We start from the raw sequence: 21,562 nt of genomic DNA, 5'->3' as shown, positions 1-21,562 counted from the left end.
ATCCTCCCTCCTCGAACACCCCGACAATGACCCTCTCGGACGAGGACAAAGAGCGGTTGGCGGACGTGGTCAACCTCCAACCGACGAAGAACAAGGAACTACAGGACCGTTGGGGGCTCGAAAGCGGCAGCGAGGTCCACAGCTACCTCGAAGGCACGCTCAAGGACTACTACTACCGCGACGAGAACAGCCTCATCCGCGCGACGACGGAGGCCGCGGAGATGCTCGGTATCGAACCGCCGGTCGACGACGAGAGCGAGGAAGGCGCGCCGAGCGTCCTTCGCGTTCCCGAACTCGAATCACGGGTGTTTCAGGTCGTCGCCGGTCCCGACGAGCGCTCCGAGAGCGTCGTTAGCGTCCTGAACAAACTCCGCGAGCGCTTCGACATCGACCCCGAGGCCGCCGACGTTCGCCGGGCGCTACAGAGCCTCAAACGGAAGGGCGTCGTCGAAGTCATCTACCGGACGGTGCCGACGTTCAAACTCTCGGTCGAACGCGACGACGTCGACGTCGAAGTCGTCTGAGCGCCCTGAACGAACATCCCCCACTCCGGTGGCGACTCGACGACCGTTCCCGCCGAAACGCTCTCTATCGGTCGTCTGCTACTCGGGCGCATGGGTGGCGACGACGAGTCTCCCGACAGCGGGAGCGATGACGCCGATTCGTCCGCCGACGACTCGCTCGTAGATAGTCCGCTCGACGGCGAGAAAAATCGAATCGACGACGCATTCGTCGACGTGAGGGCGTTCGGCGCAGTCGGTGACGGCGACGCCGACGATGGCCCGGCGATACAGGCCGCACTCGACGCAGTCGCCGAACGCGGCGGCGGCGAGGTACATCTCCCGCCGGGGACGTATCGCCACACGCACTCGCTTCTGTACGGGTCGAACCTGATTCTCGGCGGCCCCGGTGCGACACTCCGGTTCGACCCGCCGGACCCCGACGCGACGGCGCTCGTCCCGCGAAGCTACGGCGGCGGCCAGCGGGTGAGACACGTCGTTATCGACGGACTGACCGTTACCACGGCCGACCCTGCGAAGGGAAACGGTATCGGCGTCGCCCACGCCGAGGACGTCACCGTCCGTGGTTGTCGTGGCGATGGCCTCCGCTGGCATCTCGTCGATGTCGCGGGCGCGAAAGACGTGCTCGTGCGCAACTGCTACGCCGTCGGTCTGCGGTCGGCCGCGTATCAGGCGGACAACCTTACCGAATCCGGCGGCCTCGTCGTCGCCCCGTCCGACGGCCCCGCGGAGAACGCCGTCGTCGACGGCTCGGCCAACGAGAACGTCGCCATCGTCCGCAACGTCGCCGAAGACTGCGCGCGCGGCGTCCACCTCCACCGCAGCGGCGGCCACGACCTCTCGGTCGACGGCAACAAGATTCGCCGCTGTACCGACGTCGGCATTCTCGGCGACGACGGCACCGACTGGCACGACGTGCGCGTCACCGACAACATCGTCGAGGGAACCGACACCTCGACCGGTATCCGCCTCGACGGTCGCTACCGCAACATCTCCGTCGAGAACAACAGCGTCCGAAACCACGGCGGCGACGGCATCACCGTCCACCCCGGCGGGCACGGCGTCGACGGTGAGGTGGCCACCGCAGGTAAGGCGACCACGGAAGTCGAGAGAAGCGTCGCCGAAGGCGTCAGCGTCTCCGACAACACCATCGAACGCGTCGGCGGCGCGGGTATCGCGCTCCGCCGCGCCTCGGGCGAAGTCGCCGACAACTACGTCTACGACGTGGGAGTCGGCGAGCGTCGACGAGAGGGTCAGGCTGAGGGCCGCGAAGACGGGCTACTGGGGGACCGACCGGTCCACGAACCGGCGGGCGTCGTCGTCGAACGCGGTGACGGCGTCACGGTCACCGACAACGTCTGTCGGAACGTCGCCGGCGTCGGCTTCGTCGTCCGGGGCGGCCGCGCGGTGGCGATTTCGGCGAACGAACTGTTCGACTTCGAGGTCGGCGTTCTCGCCGTTTCGGAGCCGACGCCGACGACCAGAGTCCGGGTCGCGGGCAACACGCTCGAAGGCAGCGACCGCTCACGCTGTGGGGTTCGTCTCCGCGGCGGCTTCGACCATCGACTCGACGGCAACGACTGTCGCCACGTCGCCCGCGGCGTCGAACTCGTCGGCGTTCGACGCGTGTTCTTCCGGGATACCGACGTGGTCGGCGATAGCCGAAGAGACGGAACTGGAGACAGCAAAGACGACGACGGTGACGAGACGACGACAGTCGGCTACTACCTCCGCGACTGCGAGGAACTTCGCTTCCGCGACAACGACGCCGACGGCTTCGAGCGGGCGACGGTGCTCTCGGGGTCGACGGACGTCGAAGGACAACTACCGCACGCCGACGTCCACGTCGACGGCGACTGTGCGGACGTGACGCTGACCTTTCCCGGCGGCGCACCGCCGACAGAGGGACGGTTCGACGCCGGCAGTCGGGTGAAGAATGCTAACCCCTCGGCCGGCGGGCCGATGGGATGGGTCTGCGTCGAAGGCGGCGACCCCGGGACGTGGCACGCGTTCGGCCGAATCGACGACGACCCCGCCTGAGATGTTTCGAGATGGCGACGCTCAGGTGTCCGGAGGCGAGCGCTTGCGGACGTGCTCACGCCGCTGAGCGAGCAGTCGCTTGATTCCCTTCCCCGGTCCGCCCTCGATTGGCCAGCCGTTCGTCCGCCACTGTGGCGGTTCGGGTTGGAAGCAATCACAGGACCCCGAACACTCCGCAGCGGTCTGGTGGCACTCTTTCGCCGCACACCACGGGAGCAGCGCATCGCCTTCCCGTCGGAGTTCGAAGTGACGACAGTCCGGGCGCATCGTCTCGTGGTACGACCGCCAGCCGCGGCCGTACGCGCGTTCGGCGAGTCGTAGACGCGTTTCGGTGCGGTCGGTGTCCGCTTCGGATTCTCCCTCTTTCGCATCCGACGACAACGAACTCGGATACCACGCCACGTCGCCCGCGTCGGAAACGACGCCATCGGAGAAATCCAGTGCGAGGATTCCCACGTCGACAGGGATGTTTTCGAGGAGTGCGGGTTCGACAGTGTTCCCCGTCGCGGCCGTCGCCAACCAGACCTCGTCGGCCAGCGCCGTCTCCACGTCGTGTTCGAGTTGTCCCGAGAGCGCGCGGGCGGCGCTGGCGTCCAAGTCGGGTTTGTTCTCGACGGCGACGATGCGGCGAACCCAGTCGGGATACGGTGCGACGCGACGAATCTCGATGCGTCGTCCCGTTCGGCGTTTTTCGACGACGCCGCGGGCGGCGGCGCGGTGAATCGCCGCGAGAACGTACCGCCACGGATACCCCGGATGGGGGAGCGCGTCGCGGTACCACGCCCAGTCGGCGGGCGCGTGGCGGACGATATGAAGGAGGTCAGAATCGAGTTCGTCGTCGCCGAACGCCGCGCGCGCGGCGAGCGCCTCGGGGTCGGCTTCGACGACGACGGTGTCCCAGCGTCGCTTCTTCGTGCCGAGTTGCCGGGCGACGACGAGCGCCGACTCTCGCTCGCTCTCGGGCGGCCACGCGCGTTCGGCCCACCGGCAGGTCAGAAGCTCGAAGACGAACTCCGAATCGGCCGGATAGCTCACAGACAGAGTGCGAGCGCGGCCGCTATTCGTGTTACGGTCGCGCCGTGAAAACGCCGAAGTTCTCGTCTCGGACGGCTTACGCGAGATACCTCCGCTCGGGTTCGTCTTCGCCGTTCTCCGCCACGAGTTCGTTGAGGTACTCGTGTGCCTCTTCGAGGATGTCTCGCGGGCCGTCCTGGGTGATGGTGTTGATGGCCTGTTCGTAGTCGCGCCACTGCAGGTCGCGGTGTTCGCTCGACAGTTCGGCGCTGGCCTCGAACGAGCGCGCGATGAACAGGTGGACTGTCTTGTGGATGGTCTTGCCACCGGCCTCGAAGACGTAGTCGTACTCTTTGCGGAACCCGTCGACGAGGCGGAAATCGTCGATACCGGCCTCTTCTCCTATCTCTCTGATTGCTGTCTGCTGGAGTTCCTCATCCCCTTCAACCCCGCCTTTCGGGAACTCCCAGTCCCCGGGTCGGCTCTTCAGGAGCAGATACTCCCGTCGGCCGCGGGTGTCGCGGAAGAGGATGGCTCCAGCACTGACCGCTTCGACCGTCATTGCACCCACGTAGACCATCCCATGTTAAGAGAATATCGGAGGAGTCGGCACAGCGTCGCACACGTGACCCTCGGTGAGTCGATTTCTGCGGAAACGTACCGGCCTTTATGAGTGGGTCGGGTCGGCCCCGTCGCTTTCGCTGCTTCCGGACGTGTCTCCCATGGGACCGACGCCGTGGGGACCGGCGGCGTGCGTGACTCTCACGTGCGCCGGACGCTGTAGATGCGTTTTTACCGCTCCGCGTGTGAAAGAGAGAGTAACCCCCCAGCTCATGACTTTTGTAACCAAACTCACCTTCGAAAGCGGCGATAGAGCCGTGCTCGACGACGTGGTGACGGACCTCAAACAACTGCTCGAACGGAAAGGTGCGGAGTGTAAGGGCCCGCACTCCTCGCCGCCGGAACGACTGAGCGTTCCGCAGTACCGGACTCTCGAACGCGGCCGGGAGTTCTCGTCGTGGTCGTACACGGTGTACACGCGCCGTCTCGAAATCCACGGCGCGGACCAAATCGCTCGCAGCGTCGCCGAGCGCTCGTTCCCCGACAGCGTTCACGTCGAACTCGAAATCGAACAGAAGAAACCGCTCGGCCACCGGCAGAACTGATTCGGCTCGACCCAAGTCGGGGCGACTCAACCCGGGCCGAACCGACCCGTTCTCGGCGGCCAGCCAACTCGAACTCGTTTTTACAGTCCCGCAGCCGACTCGTCGAGTACCGCCAGCAGTTCGGCAGTTCCCTCGTACGAGTTTTTGTCGAAGGAGTCGACGCGGAGACGGACTTTCCGGTCGAGCAGGTCCGCCGGAGAATCGACGCCGCTCGAACTGATGCCGTCGACGCCGGAGAAGTCGTCGACGCCGGTGAGTCGCAACACCGTGTCGCCGACGCGGACGCGCGGCCCCGCACCATCGACGCCGGTGACGTACGCGACCAGTTCGTCGCCGACGTCGTAGGAGGGCGTGCTCGTCCGGAACGTCCACCCGGCGAACAGTTTTCCGAGGACGCCGCCGCTGTTTCGCTTCTCGTTGGCGGACGTGCCCTGCTCGGACTGACGGTCGCTCATACGCGACTCACCTCCTCGGAGACGCGGTCAGGAACGTACTCGCGGCCGTAGCCGGTTATCGCCGCGAGGACGAACACGCCGACGAGGAACCAGCCGTGGAAGACGTACGGCCAGACGGCGGCGGGGTTGACGAGCATCGCCTGAGTGAACCACTCGTACTGGTCGGGCAGGCCGAGCATCACCGAGTAACCCGCGAGCACGCCGCCGCCCCACGGGAAGATGTAGCCGAGCGCCGAGGTGTTCGCGTCCAGAATGTTCGCGCGCCGGTAGCCGTTGATGTTGAACCGGCGGCCGAGCGTCGAGACGTACGGCGCGATGGCGATTTCGGCGGCGGTGTTGATGGTAATCATCGCGTTGACCAGCGCCGTGCCGAGCACCATCGTCAGTTCCGAGCGCCGAACGGTGGTGGCGACGCGGTTCAACAGCACGTCCTGAATCGCCTCGAACCCGCCGCCGCGCTGGAGCACTTTCGCGCCCGCGACGATGAGCAACACGAGGACGATGAGCGGGAAGAAACCCGACGCACCGGCGTAGATGCTCCCGCCGACGGAGGGGTCGGCGTCGGCGCTCGCGGGAACGGTCTCGACGATGGCACCGATGACCGGCGCGTCCGCCGCCGCAGTGGCGATGCCCGACGACGCAGGTGCGTTGAACACGAGCATCGCGCTGGCGGGCGCGAGACCGAGTGCGAGGTTGAGCACGACTGCGACGATGAGGCCCCACGAGACTGCTTCGACGATGTGACGCCCCGAGACGGCCGTCACGATGACGATGGCGATAGAGAGCAGGTGGACGAGTCCGAGCGCCGTCGCGTCCTCGATGACGGTTGCACCGACCGAGAGCGGGTCGCCCGCCATCGCGTTACCCGCGACGAGATACGCCGCGAACGCGAAGACGGCGGCGACCAGCGCGTACTTGAATCGGGAGGCGACGACGCCGCCGATGTCGGCGTTCTGCGTGACGGCGCTGACGATAGTCGTGTCGCTGACAGGCGCGAGATTGTCGCCGAACACCGCCCCCGAGAGAATCGCCCCGAACATCAACACGGGGTCCGCGCCGAGAAGTACGCCGGCGGGGAAGACGAGGCCGGTGAAGGCGATAGCCGTGCCGTAGCCCGTCCCGATGCCCGTCGCCAGCACTGCCGCGAGCAGGAACGTCAGTGCCGGGAACAGCGCCGCGCCGACGTTGAGCGTGTCGGCCGCCCAGACGAGTCCGGAGACGAACTGGCCGACCTGAATCGTCTCGGCGAACATCCCGGCCCACAGCCACGCGACGATGGCGGTGACGGCGACTTTCTGGGTCATCCCCGCGAACAGCGCGTTCGCGTAGTTCTTCCAGTCGCCTTTGACGAACAGCATCCCGACGATGAGGCCCAGAAGCATCCCCGCGACGAGTCCTGTCGTGTCGCCGATGCCGAAGAGCCCGCTCTGTACGATAGCCCATACGATGAAGAATGCAATCGGGACGGTGCTCGCAAGGGGGCCGCCGCGGAAACGCAGCGGCGGGGCCTCGGAGTCGTCGCCGAGTTCCGCACGACTCATATCAGTTCTGTTGACTCGGGCCGGACAAATAAGCGATACGTCTCGACAAACTGTGAATCAGCGGACCTGTCCGTTCGGCGACGGCCCTCTCCGATTGCCCTTTTCTCCGGCTTTATGTGAACGCCTCCCATCCACCGCGACATGAGCGAAAGCGAGTTCGACTACGTCGAGTTCCGCCGTGACCTGCACCGACACCCGGAACCGGCGTGGCGCGAGTTCTACACCACCGCCCGCATCGTCGACGAACTGGAGACGCGCGACATCGACGGACTGTACGTCGGTCCGGAGGTACTCGCCGACGACCGACCGGGCGTCCCCGACGACGCGGAACTCGACGAGTGGTTCGAGCGGGCCCGCGACGCCGGCGCGCGCGCGGACGTTCTCGAAAAACTGGAAGGCGGCTACACCGGCGCCGTCGCCGTCGTCGAGAAGGGTGAGGGACCGACCGTCGCCCTCCGCGTCGACATCGACGCGCTTCCCATCACCGAAGCCGACGAGGACGACCACGCGCCGGTCTCGGGTGAGTTCCGCTCCGAAAACGAGGGGTTCATGCACGCTTGCGGGCACGACGCGCACGCGACTATCGGCCTCGGCGTTCTCGACTCGGTCATCGCAAGCGACTTCGAAGGAACGTTCAAGGTGTTCTTCCAGCCAAGCGAGGAAATCGTCTCCGGCGGCGGCCCGATGGCCGAGAGCGGCCACCTCGACGACGTGGACTACCTGCTCGCGGCTCACATCGGCCTCGACCACCCCTCGGGCGAAATCGTCGCGGGCATCGACGGTTTTCTGGCCGTGCACCACTTCCGCGCGGAGTTCACCGGTCACCCCGCCCACGCCGGCGCACGCCCCGAAGAGGGCGACAACGCGGTGCAGGCGATGGCCGCCGCGATTCAGAACCTCTACGCGATTCCCCGCCACGCCGACGGCGCGACGCGAATCAACGCCGGGTTGGTCGGCGGCGGCACCGCGACGAACATCATTCCCGAGGAGTCCTTTATCGACGGCGAGGTGCGCGGCGAGACGACCGAACTCATGGAGTACATGCAGGAGAAGGCCTACCGCGTGATGGAGTCTGCCGCGGAGATGCACGGCTGTGAGGTTTCGCTGTCGACGGAGGGCGAAGCGCCCAGCGCGAGAAGCGACGATGCGCTCGTCGACATCGTCTCGGCCGTTGCAGGAAACAACGACGGAGTGTGGTCGCTCGTCGAACGCGACGCCCTCGGCGGCAGCGAGGACGCGACGTTCCTCATGCAGAAAGTCCAGGACAACGGCGGCAAGGCAGCCTACATCGGCGTCGGCACCGACCACCCCGGCGGCCACCACACCCGAACGTTCGACGTGAACGAAGACGACCTGAGTCTGGGTATCGAGGTGCTGACCGACTCGATTCTCGAAATCGCCGCGACGCGCCCGTAGACGACTCGTCCGACTTTTCTCGAGCTTCGGAGTTCGCCGCTCACCGCCTGATAAGCAGCGTGAGCAAGCCGAGAATCGTCAGTCCGATGCCCCAGTAAAACGAGTCTCCGGGGAGAACCAGTACCATCAGCAGCGTGAACACGCCTGACGAGAAAATCGACCAGCCGATAGTCGTTCGATAGCTCATAGGTGAGAAACAACGCCGAGCGGGATAGTGCTGGGGGCGGGTCGTCGCGGACGGGGTCGGATGCGGTTCCGGTGCGGTCTGCGGTAGCCACTCGTACTCTGTACCGCGAGCGAGTGAAACGAGCGAGCGGCCTTTTTGGTGCAGATTTTTGCAAGTGGGGGTGCGCGAAGCGCACCCTCCGCAGCAAAAAGGTGCGTCAGTACTTCGCTTCCGCGCCCGTCGTCTCGTAGATTCGGTCCATCAGGTCGTCGCGGTGGGTCTGCCACCCCGCCAACGCACTCGGCCGCGTCGGGTAGCGGTCGTAGTGGTTCATCAGTTTCTCGGCGAGTCGCTTCGTCTCGTAGAAGTTCTTGATTTGCCGCCAGTAGCTGGCGCTTTTGACCGCCGTCTGCGCCATCACGAGCGGACTCATCGAGGTCTTGCCGGAGTACAGCGCCTCGGCGAGTTTCTCGCCGGGCAGCGCCGCCAGAAGCCCCATCAGTTCGTCGACGTCGACGGCCGTCGAGAGGATGTTGTACACGTCGAGACCGGCGTAGCGGCCCCCGAAGTGGTCCATCACGCGCTCGTTGTAGTGCCAGAGGTTCTCCTCGCCGACATCGCCCGCCTCGATGGCGCGGACGGCCTGTTCGGCGGCGTACTTGCCGGCGTACGCCGCACCCGCAATTCCGCCGCCCGTCGTCGGGTTCACGTGGCCCGCGGCGTCGCCGGCGGCGATGAAGCCCGGTGCAGTCGCGGAGTCGTACGGTCGTCGGGTGGGAAGCGCCGCACCGAGTTTGTCGGTGACCGTCGCGTTCTCGAACTCGGGGCGTGCGCGGAGGTCCTGCTTGAGGTCCTCGACGAGCTTCATCGGCTGTTCGTTCATCTGGAAGCCGAGGCCGGCGTTGATGGTCGTCGACGTGCGCGGGAAGTACCAGAGGTAGCCCGCCGCGCGCTTGGTCGGCTTGAACACCAGCGCGTCGTCCCACTCGACGGGTTCGTCGACTTCGACGATTTCGCGGTACGCCGAACAGAACTGCGAGTAGCGAACGTTCGTGTCGAACGTCGTCCCCGAGAAGTCGACTTTGTCCTGCAACAGCGACAGCGACCCCGCGCCGTCGATAGTCACGTCGGCGTCGTATTCGACGACGTCGCCTTTGTGTTTGCCGCGGACGCCCGTGACGATGCCGTCTACGTCCTGCGTCACGTCCTGGACGACGGTGTCGTAGTGGAAGTCGACGCCGGCGTTTTCGGCACCCTCGATGAGCAGGCGGCCGTACTCCCAGCGGTCGATGACCGCGAGTTCGCCCGGCACTGGGATTTCGAGCACCGTATCGTGACTCGGAATCTCGAAGCGGCCGTGGTCGACGCCCGTGTTGGTGAACGCGGGCTGAATCTGTTCTTTCGGAATCGACTCGGGGAACGCGTCCGCACCTTTCAGCGCGTCGCCGCAGGCGATGTGTCCCGCTTCCTCCTCGTCTTTTCGCTCGACGATAGCGACGTCGAGTCCGGCGTTCGACGCTGTCGCGGCGGCGTAGCACCCGGAAGTCCCCGCGCCGACGACGACGACGTCGTACTCGTGCGTGGTCATTGTTCGTGACTCTCGCAGGCGGGAGCAAAACTCTTTATTCCCAAACCTGTCCTTTGAGTGGCGACAGTATACGTTCTCGGGTTGAGTTTCGTCAGTGCGCTACTGTCTCGTGTTCACTTGAGTCACCTCACCGACGAAACGACATACACACCGACCCCGAATACGCGATTATTCCCTCCGGAGTCGTAGTTTTCTTGTCATGGCTTCGCAAGGACGACCACCGACCGACGACGAACAGTCGACGCTCGCGTCTGCGGCCCTCGACGAGTTCACAGAGGGCTTTCACGGCGAGGTGCTCCTCCCGGACGACGAGGAGTACGAGACTGCACGGCACATCTGGAACGGGATGATAGACAAGCACCCGGCGGTCGTCGCTCAGTGCTCGGGGACGGCCGACGTCGTCGCCGCGGTGCGCTTCGCCCGCGAACACGACCTCCCGCTCGCGGTTCACGGCGGCGGCCACAACGTCTCGGGGCACGCCGTCTGCGACGACGGGGTGATGCTAGACCTCTCGGCGATGAACGGCGTGTACGTCGACCCCGACGCGCGGCGAGTCCGCGCACAGGGCGGGGCGACGCTCGGCGACGTCGACCGCGAGACACAGTTGTTCGGCCTCGCAACGGCGCTCGGCGTCGTCTCCGAGACGGGTATCGCCGGCCTCACGCTCAACGGCGGCGTCGGCCACCTCCGACGCGAGTACGGCCTCTCGCTTGACAACCTCACCTCGGCCGAAGTCGTCACCGCCGACGGGTCGGTGCTGACCGCCAGCGACTCGGAGAACCCGGACCTCTTCTGGGCGATTCGCGGCGGCGGCGGCAACTTCGGCGTCGTCACGTCGTTCGAGTACGAACTCCACGCGGTCGGTCCAGAGGTGTTCGGACTCTTCGTCTGGTTCCACGGCGACGACGCGACGGCGGCGCTCGAAGCGTTCCGCGAGTACTCCGCCGACGCCTCCCGGAAGGGCACCGTGCTCCCCTTTTACGCGACGGTGCCCGAACTCGACGAGTTCCCGGAGGAGGCGTGGGGCGAACCAGTCGTCGCCCTCCTCGGCTGTTACGACGGGTCGGCCGAAGACGCCGAAGCGGAGTTCGAGGCGCTGCGAACCGTCGCCGAACCGGTCGTCGACTTCAGCGGCGAGATGGCGTACACCGACCTCCAGTCGATGCTCGACGAGGACTACCCGGACGGTCTCCGCTACTACTGGAAATCCAGTTACGTGACCGAACTCACCGACGACGTCGTCGACCTCCTCGTCCGATACGGTGAAGAACGTCTGTCGCCGCTGTCGACGGTCGACATCTGGCATCTCGGCGGGGCTATCTCGGACGTCGAACCAGAAGAGACGGCGTTTTATCACCGTGACGCGCCGTTTATGGTTACGTTCGAGGCGAACTGGGAAGACCCCGACGCCGACGACGAAAACGTCCAGTGGGCGAAAAACGGCCTCGCCGAACTCCGAGAGATGCCCGTCGCTTCGGGCGCGTACGGCAACTTCCCCGGGTTCGGTGAGGACCCCGCGCGGACGCTGTTCGGCGACAACTACGACCGACTGGTCGAGATAAAACGCGAGTACGACCCCGAGAACGTGTTCCGACTGAACCAGAACGTCGTTCCCGACGCCCCGACGGGAGACGCTCGATGAACGCCGCCGATACAGTAAACGACGTGCAGTCGAGCGACGGAACGGAAATCGTCTACGAGCGAACCGGCGAGGGGCCGCCGCTCGTCGTCGTGCACGGAACCGCCGGCGACCGTACCGATTGGCGGCCGGTACTCTCGGACCTCACCGAGAGATTCACCGTGTACGCGGTAGACCGACGTGGGCGAGGCGACAGCGGGGACGCAGGGGAGTACGCGCTCGAACGGGAGTTCGAAGACGTCGCCGCCGTAGTCGAACGTATCGACGAACCGGTCGTCCTGATGGGACACTCCTTCGGCGCGCTCTGCGCACTCGAAGCCGCACTTCTCGTCGACAACCTCGAACGCCTGATTCTCTACGAACCGCCGATTCCCGAACCGGGCGAGCGACTCGCCGACGAGGAGAGCGTCGCTCGCGTCGAAGCGCTGCTCGCCGACGGCGACCACGACGCGGCACTCTCGACGTTCCTGCGCGAAGTCGCCGGCGAGTCGCCGGAGGAGGTCGAACTGCTGAAATCCGACCCGTGGTGGGAGGTTGGCCTCGGGGCGGTACACACGGCCCCACGGGAAGTCCGCGGATGCGACGAGTACCGCTTCGACGCCGACCGGTTCGCCGAGTTCACTGCCCCGACACTGCTGCTGTCGGGCGGCGAGAGCCCGATGTTCATGAAACGCGCAACCGCCACCGTCGACAAAGCGTTACCGAACAGTCGCATCGCCACGTTCGCGGGCGAAGGCCACGAGGCGATAACGACCGCTCCCGACCTGTTCGTTGAAACCGTGTTCGAGTCGCTGGACTCGCCGGAGTAACTCGAAAGAAAATCAGGAGGGGGTAGCGCCGTCTCCGACGGCGACTACCGGTCTTCGCCCGACTCGTAATGTTCGCCCGCGGCCTCCGGGAGTCTGGTCTTGCCGAACAGCGCCAGAACGACGATGACCGCGACGTACGGAATCGTTCGCACGAGCGACTGCGGGACGGCGATGATGGCTGCCGCCTGTAGGCGCAGTTGCAGCGCGTCCAAGCCGGCGAAGAGGAACGTCGACAGCAGTGCGCCGACCGGGTTGTAGTTGCCGAACAGGTAGGCGACGATGGCGATGAACCCCTTTCCATTGACCATCGTCTGACCGTTTCCGACGAACTGTCCGAGGCTGAGCGACAGCGCCGCGCCGCCGATGCCCGCGAGCAGTCCAGAGATGAGCACCGCCGCGTAGCGGACGCGCGTCACGTCGACGCCCGCGGTGTCGAGCGCCTTCGGATTCTCACCGCTGGCGATGACCCACCGACCGAACGAGGTGCGGTTCAGCGTGTACCACGAGGCGACGGTGGCGACGAACATCAGGTACACCATCGGCGACGCGTCGAACAGCGCCCCGAAGAACGGGATGCCCGCGAGGCCGGGAATCGTGATAGTGTTGAACGTCTCGACGCTCGCCGTGTTCGGGCCGCCGTAGATGACCTGGGAGGCAAAGGGCGCGAGTCCCAGCGCGATGAGCCACACCGCGAGGCCGGCGATAATCTGGTCGGCGCGGAACTCGATACAGACGACGGCGAACAGCGCCGCGAGCAGGACGCTGGAGACGACGCCGATGAGGAGGCCCAGCCAGATGTCGCCCGTCACGTCCGTCGCGTAGACGCCGGTGAACGCCGAGATGATGAGCAGGCCTTCGAGGCCGATGTTGATGACGCCGCTTTTCTCGGCGAAGATGCCGCCGAGCGCCGCAAAGGCGATGGGCACCGAGAGTCGAAGCGTCGCCGACAACGCGCTCTTCGTGAACATGACGCGGAGGATGCGCCCCGGCGTCGACGCGGGCGCGACGAGGCCCCAGAGTACGAAGACGGCGGCGGCGACCAGCGCAGCGATACCGGCGAGACGGCGAGTGGAGAGGTCCGAGGTTCGCTCCAGCGTCGCGTTACTCATCGGACCCACCTCCGTTGTCTTCTACGACTCCCCCATCCGTTGCGACGGCCTGCCCCTCATCGGATTCGATGACGAACTTCGCGCCAATCATCCGGAAGAACTCCGGCATGGCGACGAAGAGGATGATGAGCCCTCGGAGCACGCCGACGAGTTGCGGCGGCACGTCCGTGCTCACGTCGACGATGATGGAACCGCTCTTGAGGACGCCGAACAGCAGCGCCGCGAAGCCGACGCCGAGCGGGTTGTTGCCCGCGAGAATCGAGACGGTGATGCCGTCGAAGCCGTACGAGGGGACGCCGGTCTGGTAGTTGCCGAGAATCATGAGCACGTACATCGCACCGCCGACGCCGCCGATAGCGCCCGACAGCGTCATGCTGGAGACGATGGTCCGCGCGGCGTCGACGCCGCCGTACTCGGCGGCCTCCGGCTGAATCCCGCTGGTTCGAATATCGTAGCCGAACGACGTGTGTTCGAGCAGGTAGTACGACGCGCCGACGAGCGCCAGCGCGATGCCCAGTGCGATAATCGAGAAGTTGTCGCGCGGTTCGTACAGGACAGAAGGAATGGTGGCGAAGTCGGGCAGACCGACCGTCTCGTTCGCCGGGCTCTCGGGGTCCTTGAACGGGTTGGCGACGAGAAAGAGCGCGACGCTCGTCGCCACGAAGTTCAGCATGATGGTCGTGATGACCTCGTTCGCGTCCGCGTAGGCTTTCAGTGCGCCCGGAATCGCGCCGAACAGCCCACCTGCGAGCGCCCCGACTGCGAGGCCGAACGGGATGAGTACGAGCGTGCCGACGAGACCCGAGACGAGCGACGAGGTCCACAGGACGGTGAGCGCCGTCGCCAGCGCGCCGACGACCAACTGTCCCTGCATCCCGATGTTGAAGATGCCCGCGCGGAACGCGATGGCGACGCCGAGACCCGTGAAGATGAGAATCGTCGTCTCACGTAGCGTGACGGCCATCTGGCTGTTCAGCGGCGTCCATCCCCGACGGAACGGCGCTGCGAACTCACCCTGCAGCGGTTTGAAAAGCGGGTTGATGGGGTCGCCGAGCGCGCCCAAAAAGAGGCTGTCGTAGATGGCGAACGGGTCGTAACAGAAGCCGACGCCGAAAAAGGTCGTCGCCGCCGTCGTACAGGTCGTCATCCGACCGGCCGCGAGGATGATGAGCACGCCGACGAACATCGAGAGCACGAGCGCCGCGGTGCTGATGAGTACTCGTTCGAACGCGGAGGCGCGGACGAGTCGTTCGAGCGCGCTCCGCCCGCGGTCACGCCAGTCACCGGCGCTCATTGGCTCTCACCTCCGGCGGCGACGCTTCGGTCACCGGCTTCCGTGAGACTCCGTGCGGCCGAATCCTCGGGCAACTGCTCGCCGGCCATCAGCAGGCCGATTTCCTCTTCTGTCACCGTCTCGGGGTCGACGACGTCCATGATTTCGCCGTCGTGCATCACCGCGAGGCGGTCGGAGAGTCCTTGGACCTCCTCCAGTTTCGAGGAGACCAGAAGAACGGCTTTCCCGTTCGAGCGCAGGTCGAGCAGTCGGTCGTGGATGAACTCCGTCGACCCGATGTCGACGCCGCGGGTCGGGTGGGTGGCGACGACGAGCGAGGGGTCGCGTTCGAACTCGCGGCCGACGATGAACTTCTGTTGGTTACCGCCCGAAAACGACGACGCCTTCGCGTCGCGGTTCGGCGGGCGAACGTCGTACTCGTCGATGATGTCCTGTGCGTGGGTGCGAGCGCGGTCCCACTCGATGCGGCCGCTCTCGGCGAACGGTGGCGTGTGTTGACTGCCCAGCAAGCCGTTCTCGGTGAGGTCGAAGTCCATCACGAGGCCGCGTTCGTGGCGGTCTTCGGGGATGTACGCCATCCCTTCGTCGATGCGGCGCTGGCGGGGCCAGTTCGTGATGTCGTCGCGTTGGAAGGCGACGCTTCCGGCGGTGGGCTTGCGGAGGCCGGTGATGGCTTCGATGAGTTCGGACTGGCCGTTGCCGTCGACGCCGGCGATGCCGAACACCTCGCCCTCGTGGACGGTGAAAGAGACGTCTGAGACGGCTTCGACGCCGCGTTCGTCCGTCGCGGAGACGTGGTCGACGGTGAGCACGGACTCGCCGCGTTCGACCGGCGGTTTGTCGACGGTCTCCAACACTTCGCGGCCGACCATCATCTCCGCGAGTTGCTCGCGGGTCACGTCGTCGGCGGCGACGGTGCCGACGTTCTTGCCGTCGCGGAGAACGGTGATGTCGTCGGCGGCGTGCATCGCCTCGCCCAGCTTGTGGCTGATGAAGATGATGGTCTTTCCCTGTGCGGTGAGTTCCTCGAAGACGGCGAAGAGGTCTTCGACCTCCTGCGGCGTCAACACGGCCGTCGGTTCGTCGAGAATGAGAATGTCCGCGCCGCGGTACAGCGCCTTCAGAATCTCGACGCGCTGTTGGACGCCGACGCTCACGTCTTCGATTGCTGCGTCGGGGTCGACGTCGAAGCCGTAGCGGTCACAGAGGTCGACGACTTCGTCTCGCGAACGCGCGCTGTCGACGGCCAACCCGCCCCACTTCCGGGGTTCGTTACCGAGAGTGATGTTCTCGGTGACGCTCATCGGGTCGACCAGCATGAAGTGCTGGTGAATCATGCCGACGCCGGCGTCGATGGCGTCCGCCGGCGAGTCGAAGCGTTTCGGTGGCTGTGCGTAACGGTGCGGTGAGTCGTCGCCGTCGGCGAGTCCGTCGCCGTCGACGTAAACGTCGCCTTCGGTCGGTTCGTACAGTCCGTAGAGGACGTTCATCAACGTCGTCTTCCCCGCGCCGTTCTCGCCGAGGAGCGCGTGTACCGACCCCCGCTCGACGAGTAAGTCGACGTCGTCGTTGGCGACGACGCCGGGGAAACGTTTGGTGATTCCGTCGAGATGGACGGCCGGTTCCATTGGTATGGGCTTGTTGAGTGTATGCTTAAGAGCGTGGTTTCGTAGATTGTTCAGCTAACGAACCAGTTCGGCCGAAATCGACCGAGTTACAGGTTCGAGGGGTCCGCCGGCACTTCGATGTTGCCGTCGATGATAGCCTGACGCGACTCCGAGACCGCGGACGTGACGTCTTCGGGGATTTCGCTGCCGATTTGGTCGCCGTAGACGGCCGCGACACCCTCCTGTTCGAGGCCGAGCGTCGTGACGCTGCCACCGTTGAACGAGTCGTTGACGACGTTCTCGATGGAGGTGTAGACGGCGGTGTCGACGCGCTTGACCATGCTGGCGAGGATGACGTCGGCGTAGCCGGATTTCGTCAGCGACTGGTCTTGGTCGACGCCGATAGCGAACTTGCCCGCCTCTTGGGCCGCCTGAAAGACGCCCGTCCCGGCGTTACCGGCGGCGTGGTAGACGATGTCGGCACCGTCGTTGTACATCGCCGTCGCCGCCTCGTTACCCGCCTGCACGTCGTTGAAGTTGCCGACGTAGCTGACTTGGACTTCGATGTCCTCGCTTGCCTCGGCGACACCCGCGCGGTAGCCCGCCTCGAACTTGCCGATGAGGTCACCTTCGACGCCGCCGACGAAGCCGACGGTCGTCTGGTCGGGACTCGTCTGACCCGCGCCGGCGCTGAACTCCTGTTGCGTGAGCAGACCGGCCATCTGGCCGACGAGGAACGACCCCTCGTTCTCGCCGAACGTGTAGCTGGCGACGTTCGACTGCTCGACGACGCTGTCGACGATCATGAAGTTCTGTTCGGGGTAGTCCTGGGAGGTCTCCGCGAGCGCCTCCGCCTGCAGGAAGCCGATACAGCAGATGAGGTCGTACTCGCCGCCTTGGGCGAACTGCTGCTGGAACGTCTGGAACTCGGTGACTTCGCTCGGCTGAACGTCGTTGCTGGAGACGCCGAACTCCTCGGACGCCTGCTGAACGCCGGTTTGGGCCTGGTCGTTGAACGACCCGTCGCCGAGGCCACCCGTCGCGTAAATCATCCCGACGTTGATGTCGGAGCTACCGCCGCTCTCGCTGCCGCCGTCGGTGGACTCGTTGCCCGACCCGCTGCTGTCGTTGCCACCGCTGCCACCGCTGTCGTTACTGCCGCTGTCTCCGCCCTCGGTCGGGCCGCCGGTACAGCCAGCCAGTCCCGCGATTCCCGCTGCGCCCGTCGCCTTGATAAGCGTCCGTCTATCCACATTCATGACTACGTCTGTCCGAACGTGGCAGGGAAATCGGCATAAATGCGTCGTTTGCGTTGCACGACGCTCGTCAGATGTTCGGGTGTTCGACCCCACAATCGTCCAGTGAGGGTCGGTTGTGGTGACGGTCGGTCGCGTCGGCGGTCAGTTGCTCGCCGACTCGACGGCGTCTTCGACGACGGCACCGGCGTCGGCGACGAGCGAGTCCACGTCGTCGCTCTCGGCGTAGAGGCGGACGTACGGTTCGGTCCCGCTGGGGCGGACGAGCACCCACGAACTGTCGGGGAACTCCAGTCGCACGCCGTACTCGGTGTCGACGCTCGTCTCCGGGAACGCCTCCGGCAGCGTTCGCTCCAGCGTCGCCATCGTCTCGGCTTTGGCGGCGTCGGGGCAGTCGACGCTCACTTTTCGGTACGGGCGCTCCGTGACGGGTTCGCGCAGGGCGTCGAGTCCCACGTCGGCGACCAGACGGCTGAGGACTGCCGCGGAGGCGACACCGTCTATCCACCCGCCGAACTGCGTGTGGATGTGCTTCCACGGTTCGGCGGCGAAGACCACCTCGCCACCGGCGTTCTCGGCGGCGGCGATGCCTTCGTGGAGCGCGCCCAAGCGGACGCGTTCGACGCGGCCGCCGGCCTCGCGCACGCGTTCGTCGATGCGCGCGGAAGCGTTCGGCGTCGTCACGACGACGGGGTCGTCGGTGTCGACGCGGCGGACGTAGTGTTCGGCTAAAATCGCCACGACGGTGTCCTCGTGGACGACTTCGCCGTCGGGCGCGACGAGAACGATTCGGTCGGCGTCGCCGTCGTGGCCGATACCGAAGGCGAAGGGGTTCTCCTCGTCGCTGTCGGCGACGAACGCCCGGAGGTCCGAGAGCGACTCGGGCGTCGGCTTGCTCTCGCGGCCGGGGAAGTGGCCGTCGACGTTGCCGTTGAGCGTGACGACGTCCGCACCGAGCGACCGAAGCACCTGCGGGGTGGCGAGACCGGCCATCCCGTTGCCGCAGTCGACGGCGACACGCAGGTCGGAAAGTGGCGCACCTCGCCCGCGCGCGTAGTCACAGATGGCGCGTCGGTACGCCGACAGCACCGCTTCGTCCTCGCTGTCGCCCCAGTCGTCCCACGCGGCCGCCGTCTCGTCGGCGGTGACGCGCTCTTCGACTGCTTTCTCGGCGGTGCGGTCGTACTCGACACCGCTGTCGAACACTTTGATGCCGTTGTCGGTCGGCGGGTTGTGCGACGCGGTGAGCATCACGCCGCGTCGGCCCTGTGAGGCGAACGCGAGCGCAGGCGTCGGCAGCATCCCAGCACGGCGGACATCGGCACCAGCAGACAGCAGACCCGCCTCGACGGCGGCAGCGAGCGCCGGTCCGGTTACGCGCCCGTCGCGGGCGACGACGAACTCGCGGCCGTCACGACCGACGGCGCGGCCGACGGCGAGTGCGAGTTCGGGCGTCACACGCTCGGTGGCGCTTCCCCGGATTCCGGCGGTTCCGAACAGTTCCATACCCGTGGGTATCCGTCGGTACACTTAGATGGTCCCGATTCGCTCGTCGTGAGCGGGACGTCCGCACGGTTCTTCGCCTGCTCCGACACTCGTCGACTGTCGGCGTCCGTTCGACGGCCGAGAACACCGCCCCGACTGTTTTGGGCGTCCCGGCCGAACTCCCGGTATGAGCGACTCATCGACCACCACCGACCGCACCCGAGCGCACGTCTTCGTCACCGGCCGTGTACAGGGCGTCTTCTACCGAGCGAACACCCGCGACACGGCGCGCGAACGGGGCGTCGACGGCTGGGTGCGAAATCTCGACGACGGGCGCGTCGAAGCCGTCTTCGAGGGTCCGACCGACGCCGTCGAGTCGATGGTCGAGTGGTGTGAAACCGGCAGCCCAGACGCCACCGTCGATAGCGTCGACGCCGAGTACGAGGACCCCGAGGGCCTCGACGGCTTCGAGGTTCGTCGGTAGTCGCGGGACCGCCGTCGAACTGCCGACACCGAACTGCTGACACCGAACTGCTGACACCGAGCGTTTGCGGCCACTCGCTGTCGCGCGAGAGCTATCTCCTCGGCCGCCCATTCTCCCCCGTGAACGACATCTCCACGTCCATCGACATCGACGCGCCCGCCGACGTCGTCTACCGCGTTCTCACCGACTTCGAGCGTTACTCCGAGTGGAATCCCCACACCCGTATCTCCGGGCGTGCCGAGGAGGGAACCCGCCTCCGCGTCTCACCCGGTCCGGAGGCGGGACGCACGCCGACGTTCCGTCCCCGAGTGCTTCGCGCCGACGAGAACCGTGAACTCCGGTGGCTCGGCCACCTCTACGTCCGCGGTCTCTTCGACGGCGAACACCGATTCCTCGTCGAAGACCGGGGTGACGGTCGCTCTCGACTCGTCCAGTCGGAATCGTTCGATGGACTCCTCGCCGGGCCGATTCTGCGACGCATCGGCGCAGACACGGAGGCGAACTTCCGCGGCGTGAACAGCGCGCTCAAAGCACGCGCGGAATCACTGTGGGCCGAAGCGACCGAAGCGACCGAAGCGACCGAAACGAACGACGCCCGTGACCCTGCGGTCGACGGCGCGTCGGACTAACCGGAGGAAAAGTTCATATTACGTCCGCGTGAGGCCCGTTCCGATGCATCTCGCACGGTCGTCGTCGACGTATCGGCGCACGCTGAGACGCGTCGGCTCGAAACTCGCGGGAGGACAGCCGTGAGAGTCGCCGCGATTCCGTGGACGATTCTCACCGTCGTCGGCCTCGTCGCCACGCTCAGTACCGGCTTTCTCATCGTCCGGGGACCGTTCTTCGGTGGCCCGACGCTCGAACCACTCTCGCTTCTCGTCGCCGCCGGCGGATTCATCGCCGCCATCATCGTGCTCGCACTCGGCGGGTCGAAACTGGCGCGCGCCCTTTTCGTCTGACCCGCTCGTGTGTTCCTTTCACGGGGATTGTCGTGTCGAAAACCCCGAAGGCACAGACGAGAAGCGTTCTCCCGGCCGAGCATTCGAAAACTGGGGTGTCCGGGGACACGACTCAGGTCCGTGCCGTACTGACGACGACGACGCCGACGGCCATCACGACGCCCCCGAGGAGAAACGCCGGCCCGATAGGCTCGCTCAAGAGCGCCGCACCGAGTGCTGCGCCGACGACGGACTGTGCGAAAAAGAAGACGGCGACCGTTCCGGCCCCGACGTACTCCAGCCCTTTGTACCAGAGATACCACGCTAGTGCCGTCGACGCGACGCCGAGATAGGCGACGGCGGCGAGTGCCGACAGCGACAGCACAGCGTCGGCGGACGGTACGCCGACGACAGCGAGTTCTACGACGGAGAACACCGCGAGCATCGGCGTCGCGGCCACCGTCGCGTACGTCGCCGCCGTCAGCGCCGAGTACCGATGGACGACGGGCACACCCCAGACGGTGTAGCCCGCCCACGCGGCGCTCGCGGCGACGAGGGCGACGAGACCCGCGAGATTCCCCGTTGCGAGTCCCGAGAGGTCGTACTGGCCGGCGACGACGAGCAACGTGCCGACGACGGCCAACGCCATCCCACTGGCTTTCTTCGTGGTCAGTCGTTCGCCGAGCACGGCGACGCCGAGGAGAACGGTGAACACCGGCGTGAGTACGGTCAGAAGCGACGCCTGACTCGCGTTCGTCAGTTCGGTGCCGACGAACTGCGTGGCGATGGTCAGTGCGACACAACCGCCGAGTGCGACGAACCGGCCGTAGTCCTCGCGGGCGACGCCGACACCGCGACGTCTGGCGACGACGAACAGCACGAGCGCACCGACTGCAACCCGCAGAAACCCGAGCGTCAGCGGTGGAATCGCGGTGAACGTCCACTTCGAGACGACGTACATCCCGCCCCAGAGCGACGCTGCCGCGAGCGGTGCGGCCGCGAACAGATACCGCCCGAAATCGGTCCGGACCACC

Annotated in this window: 21 protein-coding genes; 9 read left to right on the top strand and 12 right to left on the bottom strand. The window is 66.0% G+C overall.

Going from position 1 to position 21,562, the window contains the following annotated elements; translation table 11 throughout:
• Window positions 1-26 precede the first annotated feature (26 nt).
• Both AUR64_RS08915 and AUR64_RS08910 read left to right on the top strand, forming a co-directional pair.
• The gene (locus tag AUR64_RS08915; protein WP_058581564.1) at window positions 27-524 is read left to right on the top strand and encodes a DUF5797 family protein; all 498 of its coding nucleotides are present in this window, start codon (window positions 27-29) and stop codon (window positions 522-524) included.
• Window positions 525-614: 90 nt separating this feature from the next.
• Window positions 615-2,561: a right-handed parallel beta-helix repeat-containing protein gene (locus tag AUR64_RS08910; RefSeq protein ID WP_058581563.1), complete on the top strand. Its 1,947-nt coding sequence runs from the start codon at window positions 615-617 to the stop codon at window positions 2,559-2,561.
• 21 nt (window positions 2,562-2,582) lie between these two features.
• On the opposite strand, the gene AUR64_RS08905 is transcribed toward AUR64_RS08910, so the two are convergent.
• Together AUR64_RS08905 and AUR64_RS08900 are read right to left on the bottom strand one after the other, a co-directional pair.
• Window positions 2,583-3,596, bottom strand: a complete 1,014-nt coding sequence (locus AUR64_RS08905; protein ID WP_058581562.1) for a DUF5787 family protein — start codon at window positions 3,594-3,596, stop codon at window positions 2,583-2,585.
• Between the two features lie 76 nt (window positions 3,597-3,672).
• Complete coding sequence (locus tag AUR64_RS08900; RefSeq protein ID WP_058581869.1) at window positions 3,673-4,137, bottom strand: bis(5'-nucleosyl)-tetraphosphatase; 465 nt, start codon at window positions 4,135-4,137, stop codon at window positions 3,673-3,675.
• A 271-nt stretch (window positions 4,138-4,408) separates the two neighbouring features.
• On the opposite strand from AUR64_RS08900, the gene AUR64_RS08895 reads away from it, so the two are divergent.
• Window positions 4,409-4,741, top strand: coding sequence for an uS10/mL48 family ribosomal protein (locus AUR64_RS08895; protein ID WP_058581561.1), 333 nt, complete (start codon window positions 4,409-4,411; stop codon window positions 4,739-4,741).
• An 80-nt stretch (window positions 4,742-4,821) separates the two neighbouring features.
• Here AUR64_RS08895 and AUR64_RS08890 read toward each other — a convergent pair whose 3' ends face one another.
• Together AUR64_RS08890 and AUR64_RS08885 are read right to left on the bottom strand one after the other, a co-directional pair.
• Window positions 4,822-5,196, bottom strand: a complete 375-nt coding sequence (locus AUR64_RS08890) for a DUF7513 family protein (protein WP_058581560.1) — start codon at window positions 5,194-5,196, stop codon at window positions 4,822-4,824.
• Window positions 5,193-6,737: a Na+/H+ antiporter NhaC family protein gene (locus AUR64_RS08885; RefSeq protein ID WP_058581559.1), complete on the bottom strand. Its 1,545-nt coding sequence runs from the start codon at window positions 6,735-6,737 to the stop codon at window positions 5,193-5,195. Before AUR64_RS08885 ends, AUR64_RS08890 begins: the two co-directional genes overlap by 4 nt.
• A 141-nt stretch (window positions 6,738-6,878) precedes the next feature.
• Between AUR64_RS08885 and AUR64_RS08880 the strand changes: the two genes are divergently transcribed.
• Window positions 6,879-8,153, top strand: coding sequence for an amidohydrolase (locus tag AUR64_RS08880; protein ID WP_058581558.1), 1,275 nt, complete (start codon window positions 6,879-6,881; stop codon window positions 8,151-8,153).
• 40 nt (window positions 8,154-8,193) lie between these two features.
• On the opposite strand, the gene AUR64_RS20915 is transcribed toward AUR64_RS08880, so the two are convergent.
• Both AUR64_RS20915 and AUR64_RS08875 read right to left on the bottom strand, forming a co-directional pair.
• Window positions 8,194-8,340 carry a hypothetical protein gene (locus AUR64_RS20915; protein ID WP_169794662.1) on the bottom strand — a complete coding sequence of 49 codons (147 nt, stop codon included), beginning with the start codon at window positions 8,338-8,340 and terminating at the stop codon, window positions 8,194-8,196.
• 196 nt (window positions 8,341-8,536) lie between these two features.
• Window positions 8,537-9,907 (bottom strand): geranylgeranyl reductase family protein, encoded by a 1,371-nt coding sequence (locus tag AUR64_RS08875; protein WP_058581557.1) that lies wholly within the window; start codon window positions 9,905-9,907, stop codon window positions 8,537-8,539.
• Between the two features lie 199 nt (window positions 9,908-10,106).
• Here AUR64_RS08875 and AUR64_RS08870 point away from each other — a divergent pair, with 199 nt between their 5' ends.
• Together AUR64_RS08870 and AUR64_RS08865 are read left to right on the top strand one after the other, a co-directional pair.
• A complete protein-coding gene (locus AUR64_RS08870) occupies window positions 10,107-11,549 on the top strand; it encodes an FAD-binding oxidoreductase (RefSeq protein ID WP_058581556.1) in 1,443 nt (480 codons plus the stop codon).
• On the top strand, window positions 11,546-12,355 hold the full coding sequence (locus AUR64_RS08865) for an alpha/beta fold hydrolase (protein WP_058581555.1): 810 nt from the start codon (window positions 11,546-11,548) through the stop codon (window positions 12,353-12,355). The genes AUR64_RS08870 and AUR64_RS08865 overlap by 4 nt, the downstream gene beginning before the upstream one ends.
• A gap of 44 nt (window positions 12,356-12,399) precedes the next feature.
• Here the strand turns inward: AUR64_RS08865 and AUR64_RS08860 are convergent, their stop codons facing one another.
• The 5 genes from AUR64_RS08860 to AUR64_RS08840 all read right to left on the bottom strand — a co-directional run bounded on the left by AUR64_RS08860 (window position 12,400) and on the right by AUR64_RS08840 (window position 19,127).
• Window positions 12,400-13,464, bottom strand: a complete 1,065-nt coding sequence (locus AUR64_RS08860; RefSeq protein ID WP_082230665.1) for an ABC transporter permease — start codon at window positions 13,462-13,464, stop codon at window positions 12,400-12,402.
• Entirely contained in the window at window positions 13,457-14,758 is a 1,302-nt protein-coding gene (locus AUR64_RS08855) for an ABC transporter permease (protein ID WP_058581554.1), read from the bottom strand. Before AUR64_RS08855 ends, AUR64_RS08860 begins: the two co-directional genes overlap by 8 nt.
• Window positions 14,755-16,386, bottom strand: a complete 1,632-nt coding sequence (locus AUR64_RS08850; protein WP_058581553.1) for an ABC transporter ATP-binding protein — start codon at window positions 16,384-16,386, stop codon at window positions 14,755-14,757. The genes AUR64_RS08855 and AUR64_RS08850 overlap by 4 nt, the downstream gene beginning before the upstream one ends.
• 86 nt (window positions 16,387-16,472) lie before the next feature.
• The gene (locus tag AUR64_RS08845; protein WP_058581552.1) at window positions 16,473-17,624 is read right to left on the bottom strand and encodes a BMP family lipoprotein; all 1,152 of its coding nucleotides are present in this window, start codon (window positions 17,622-17,624) and stop codon (window positions 16,473-16,475) included.
• Window positions 17,625-17,765: 141 nt separating this feature from the next.
• Window positions 17,766-19,127: a phosphomannomutase gene (locus tag AUR64_RS08840; protein ID WP_058581551.1), complete on the bottom strand. Its 1,362-nt coding sequence runs from the start codon at window positions 19,125-19,127 to the stop codon at window positions 17,766-17,768.
• Between the two features lie 166 nt (window positions 19,128-19,293).
• Here AUR64_RS08840 and AUR64_RS08835 point away from each other — a divergent pair, with 166 nt between their 5' ends.
• The 3 genes from AUR64_RS08835 (at window position 19,294) to AUR64_RS08825 (ending at window position 20,549) form a co-directional block, all read left to right on the top strand.
• A complete protein-coding gene (locus tag AUR64_RS08835; protein ID WP_058581550.1) occupies window positions 19,294-19,590 on the top strand; it encodes an acylphosphatase in 297 nt (98 codons plus the stop codon).
• Window positions 19,591-19,709: 119 nt separating this feature from the next.
• Window positions 19,710-20,219, top strand: coding sequence for an SRPBCC domain-containing protein (locus AUR64_RS08830; protein ID WP_058581549.1), 510 nt, complete (start codon window positions 19,710-19,712; stop codon window positions 20,217-20,219).
• Between the two features lie 120 nt (window positions 20,220-20,339).
• Window positions 20,340-20,549, top strand: a complete 210-nt coding sequence (locus AUR64_RS08825) for a hypothetical protein (protein WP_058581548.1) — start codon at window positions 20,340-20,342, stop codon at window positions 20,547-20,549.
• A gap of 112 nt (window positions 20,550-20,661) precedes the next feature.
• Here AUR64_RS08825 and AUR64_RS08820 read toward each other — a convergent pair whose 3' ends face one another.
• Window positions 20,662-21,561: a DMT family transporter gene (locus AUR64_RS08820; protein WP_058581547.1), complete on the bottom strand. Its 900-nt coding sequence runs from the start codon at window positions 21,559-21,561 to the stop codon at window positions 20,662-20,664.
• Window position 21,562 lies beyond the last annotated feature (1 nt).

Origin of the sequence: Haloprofundus marisrubri, from assembly GCF_001469955.1 — an archaeon.
GTDB lineage: Archaea > Halobacteriota > Halobacteria > Halobacteriales > Haloferacaceae > Haloprofundus > Haloprofundus marisrubri.
Note: the sequence above shows the minus strand (reverse complement) of the source record. Positions and strands in the feature narration are given on the sequence as shown.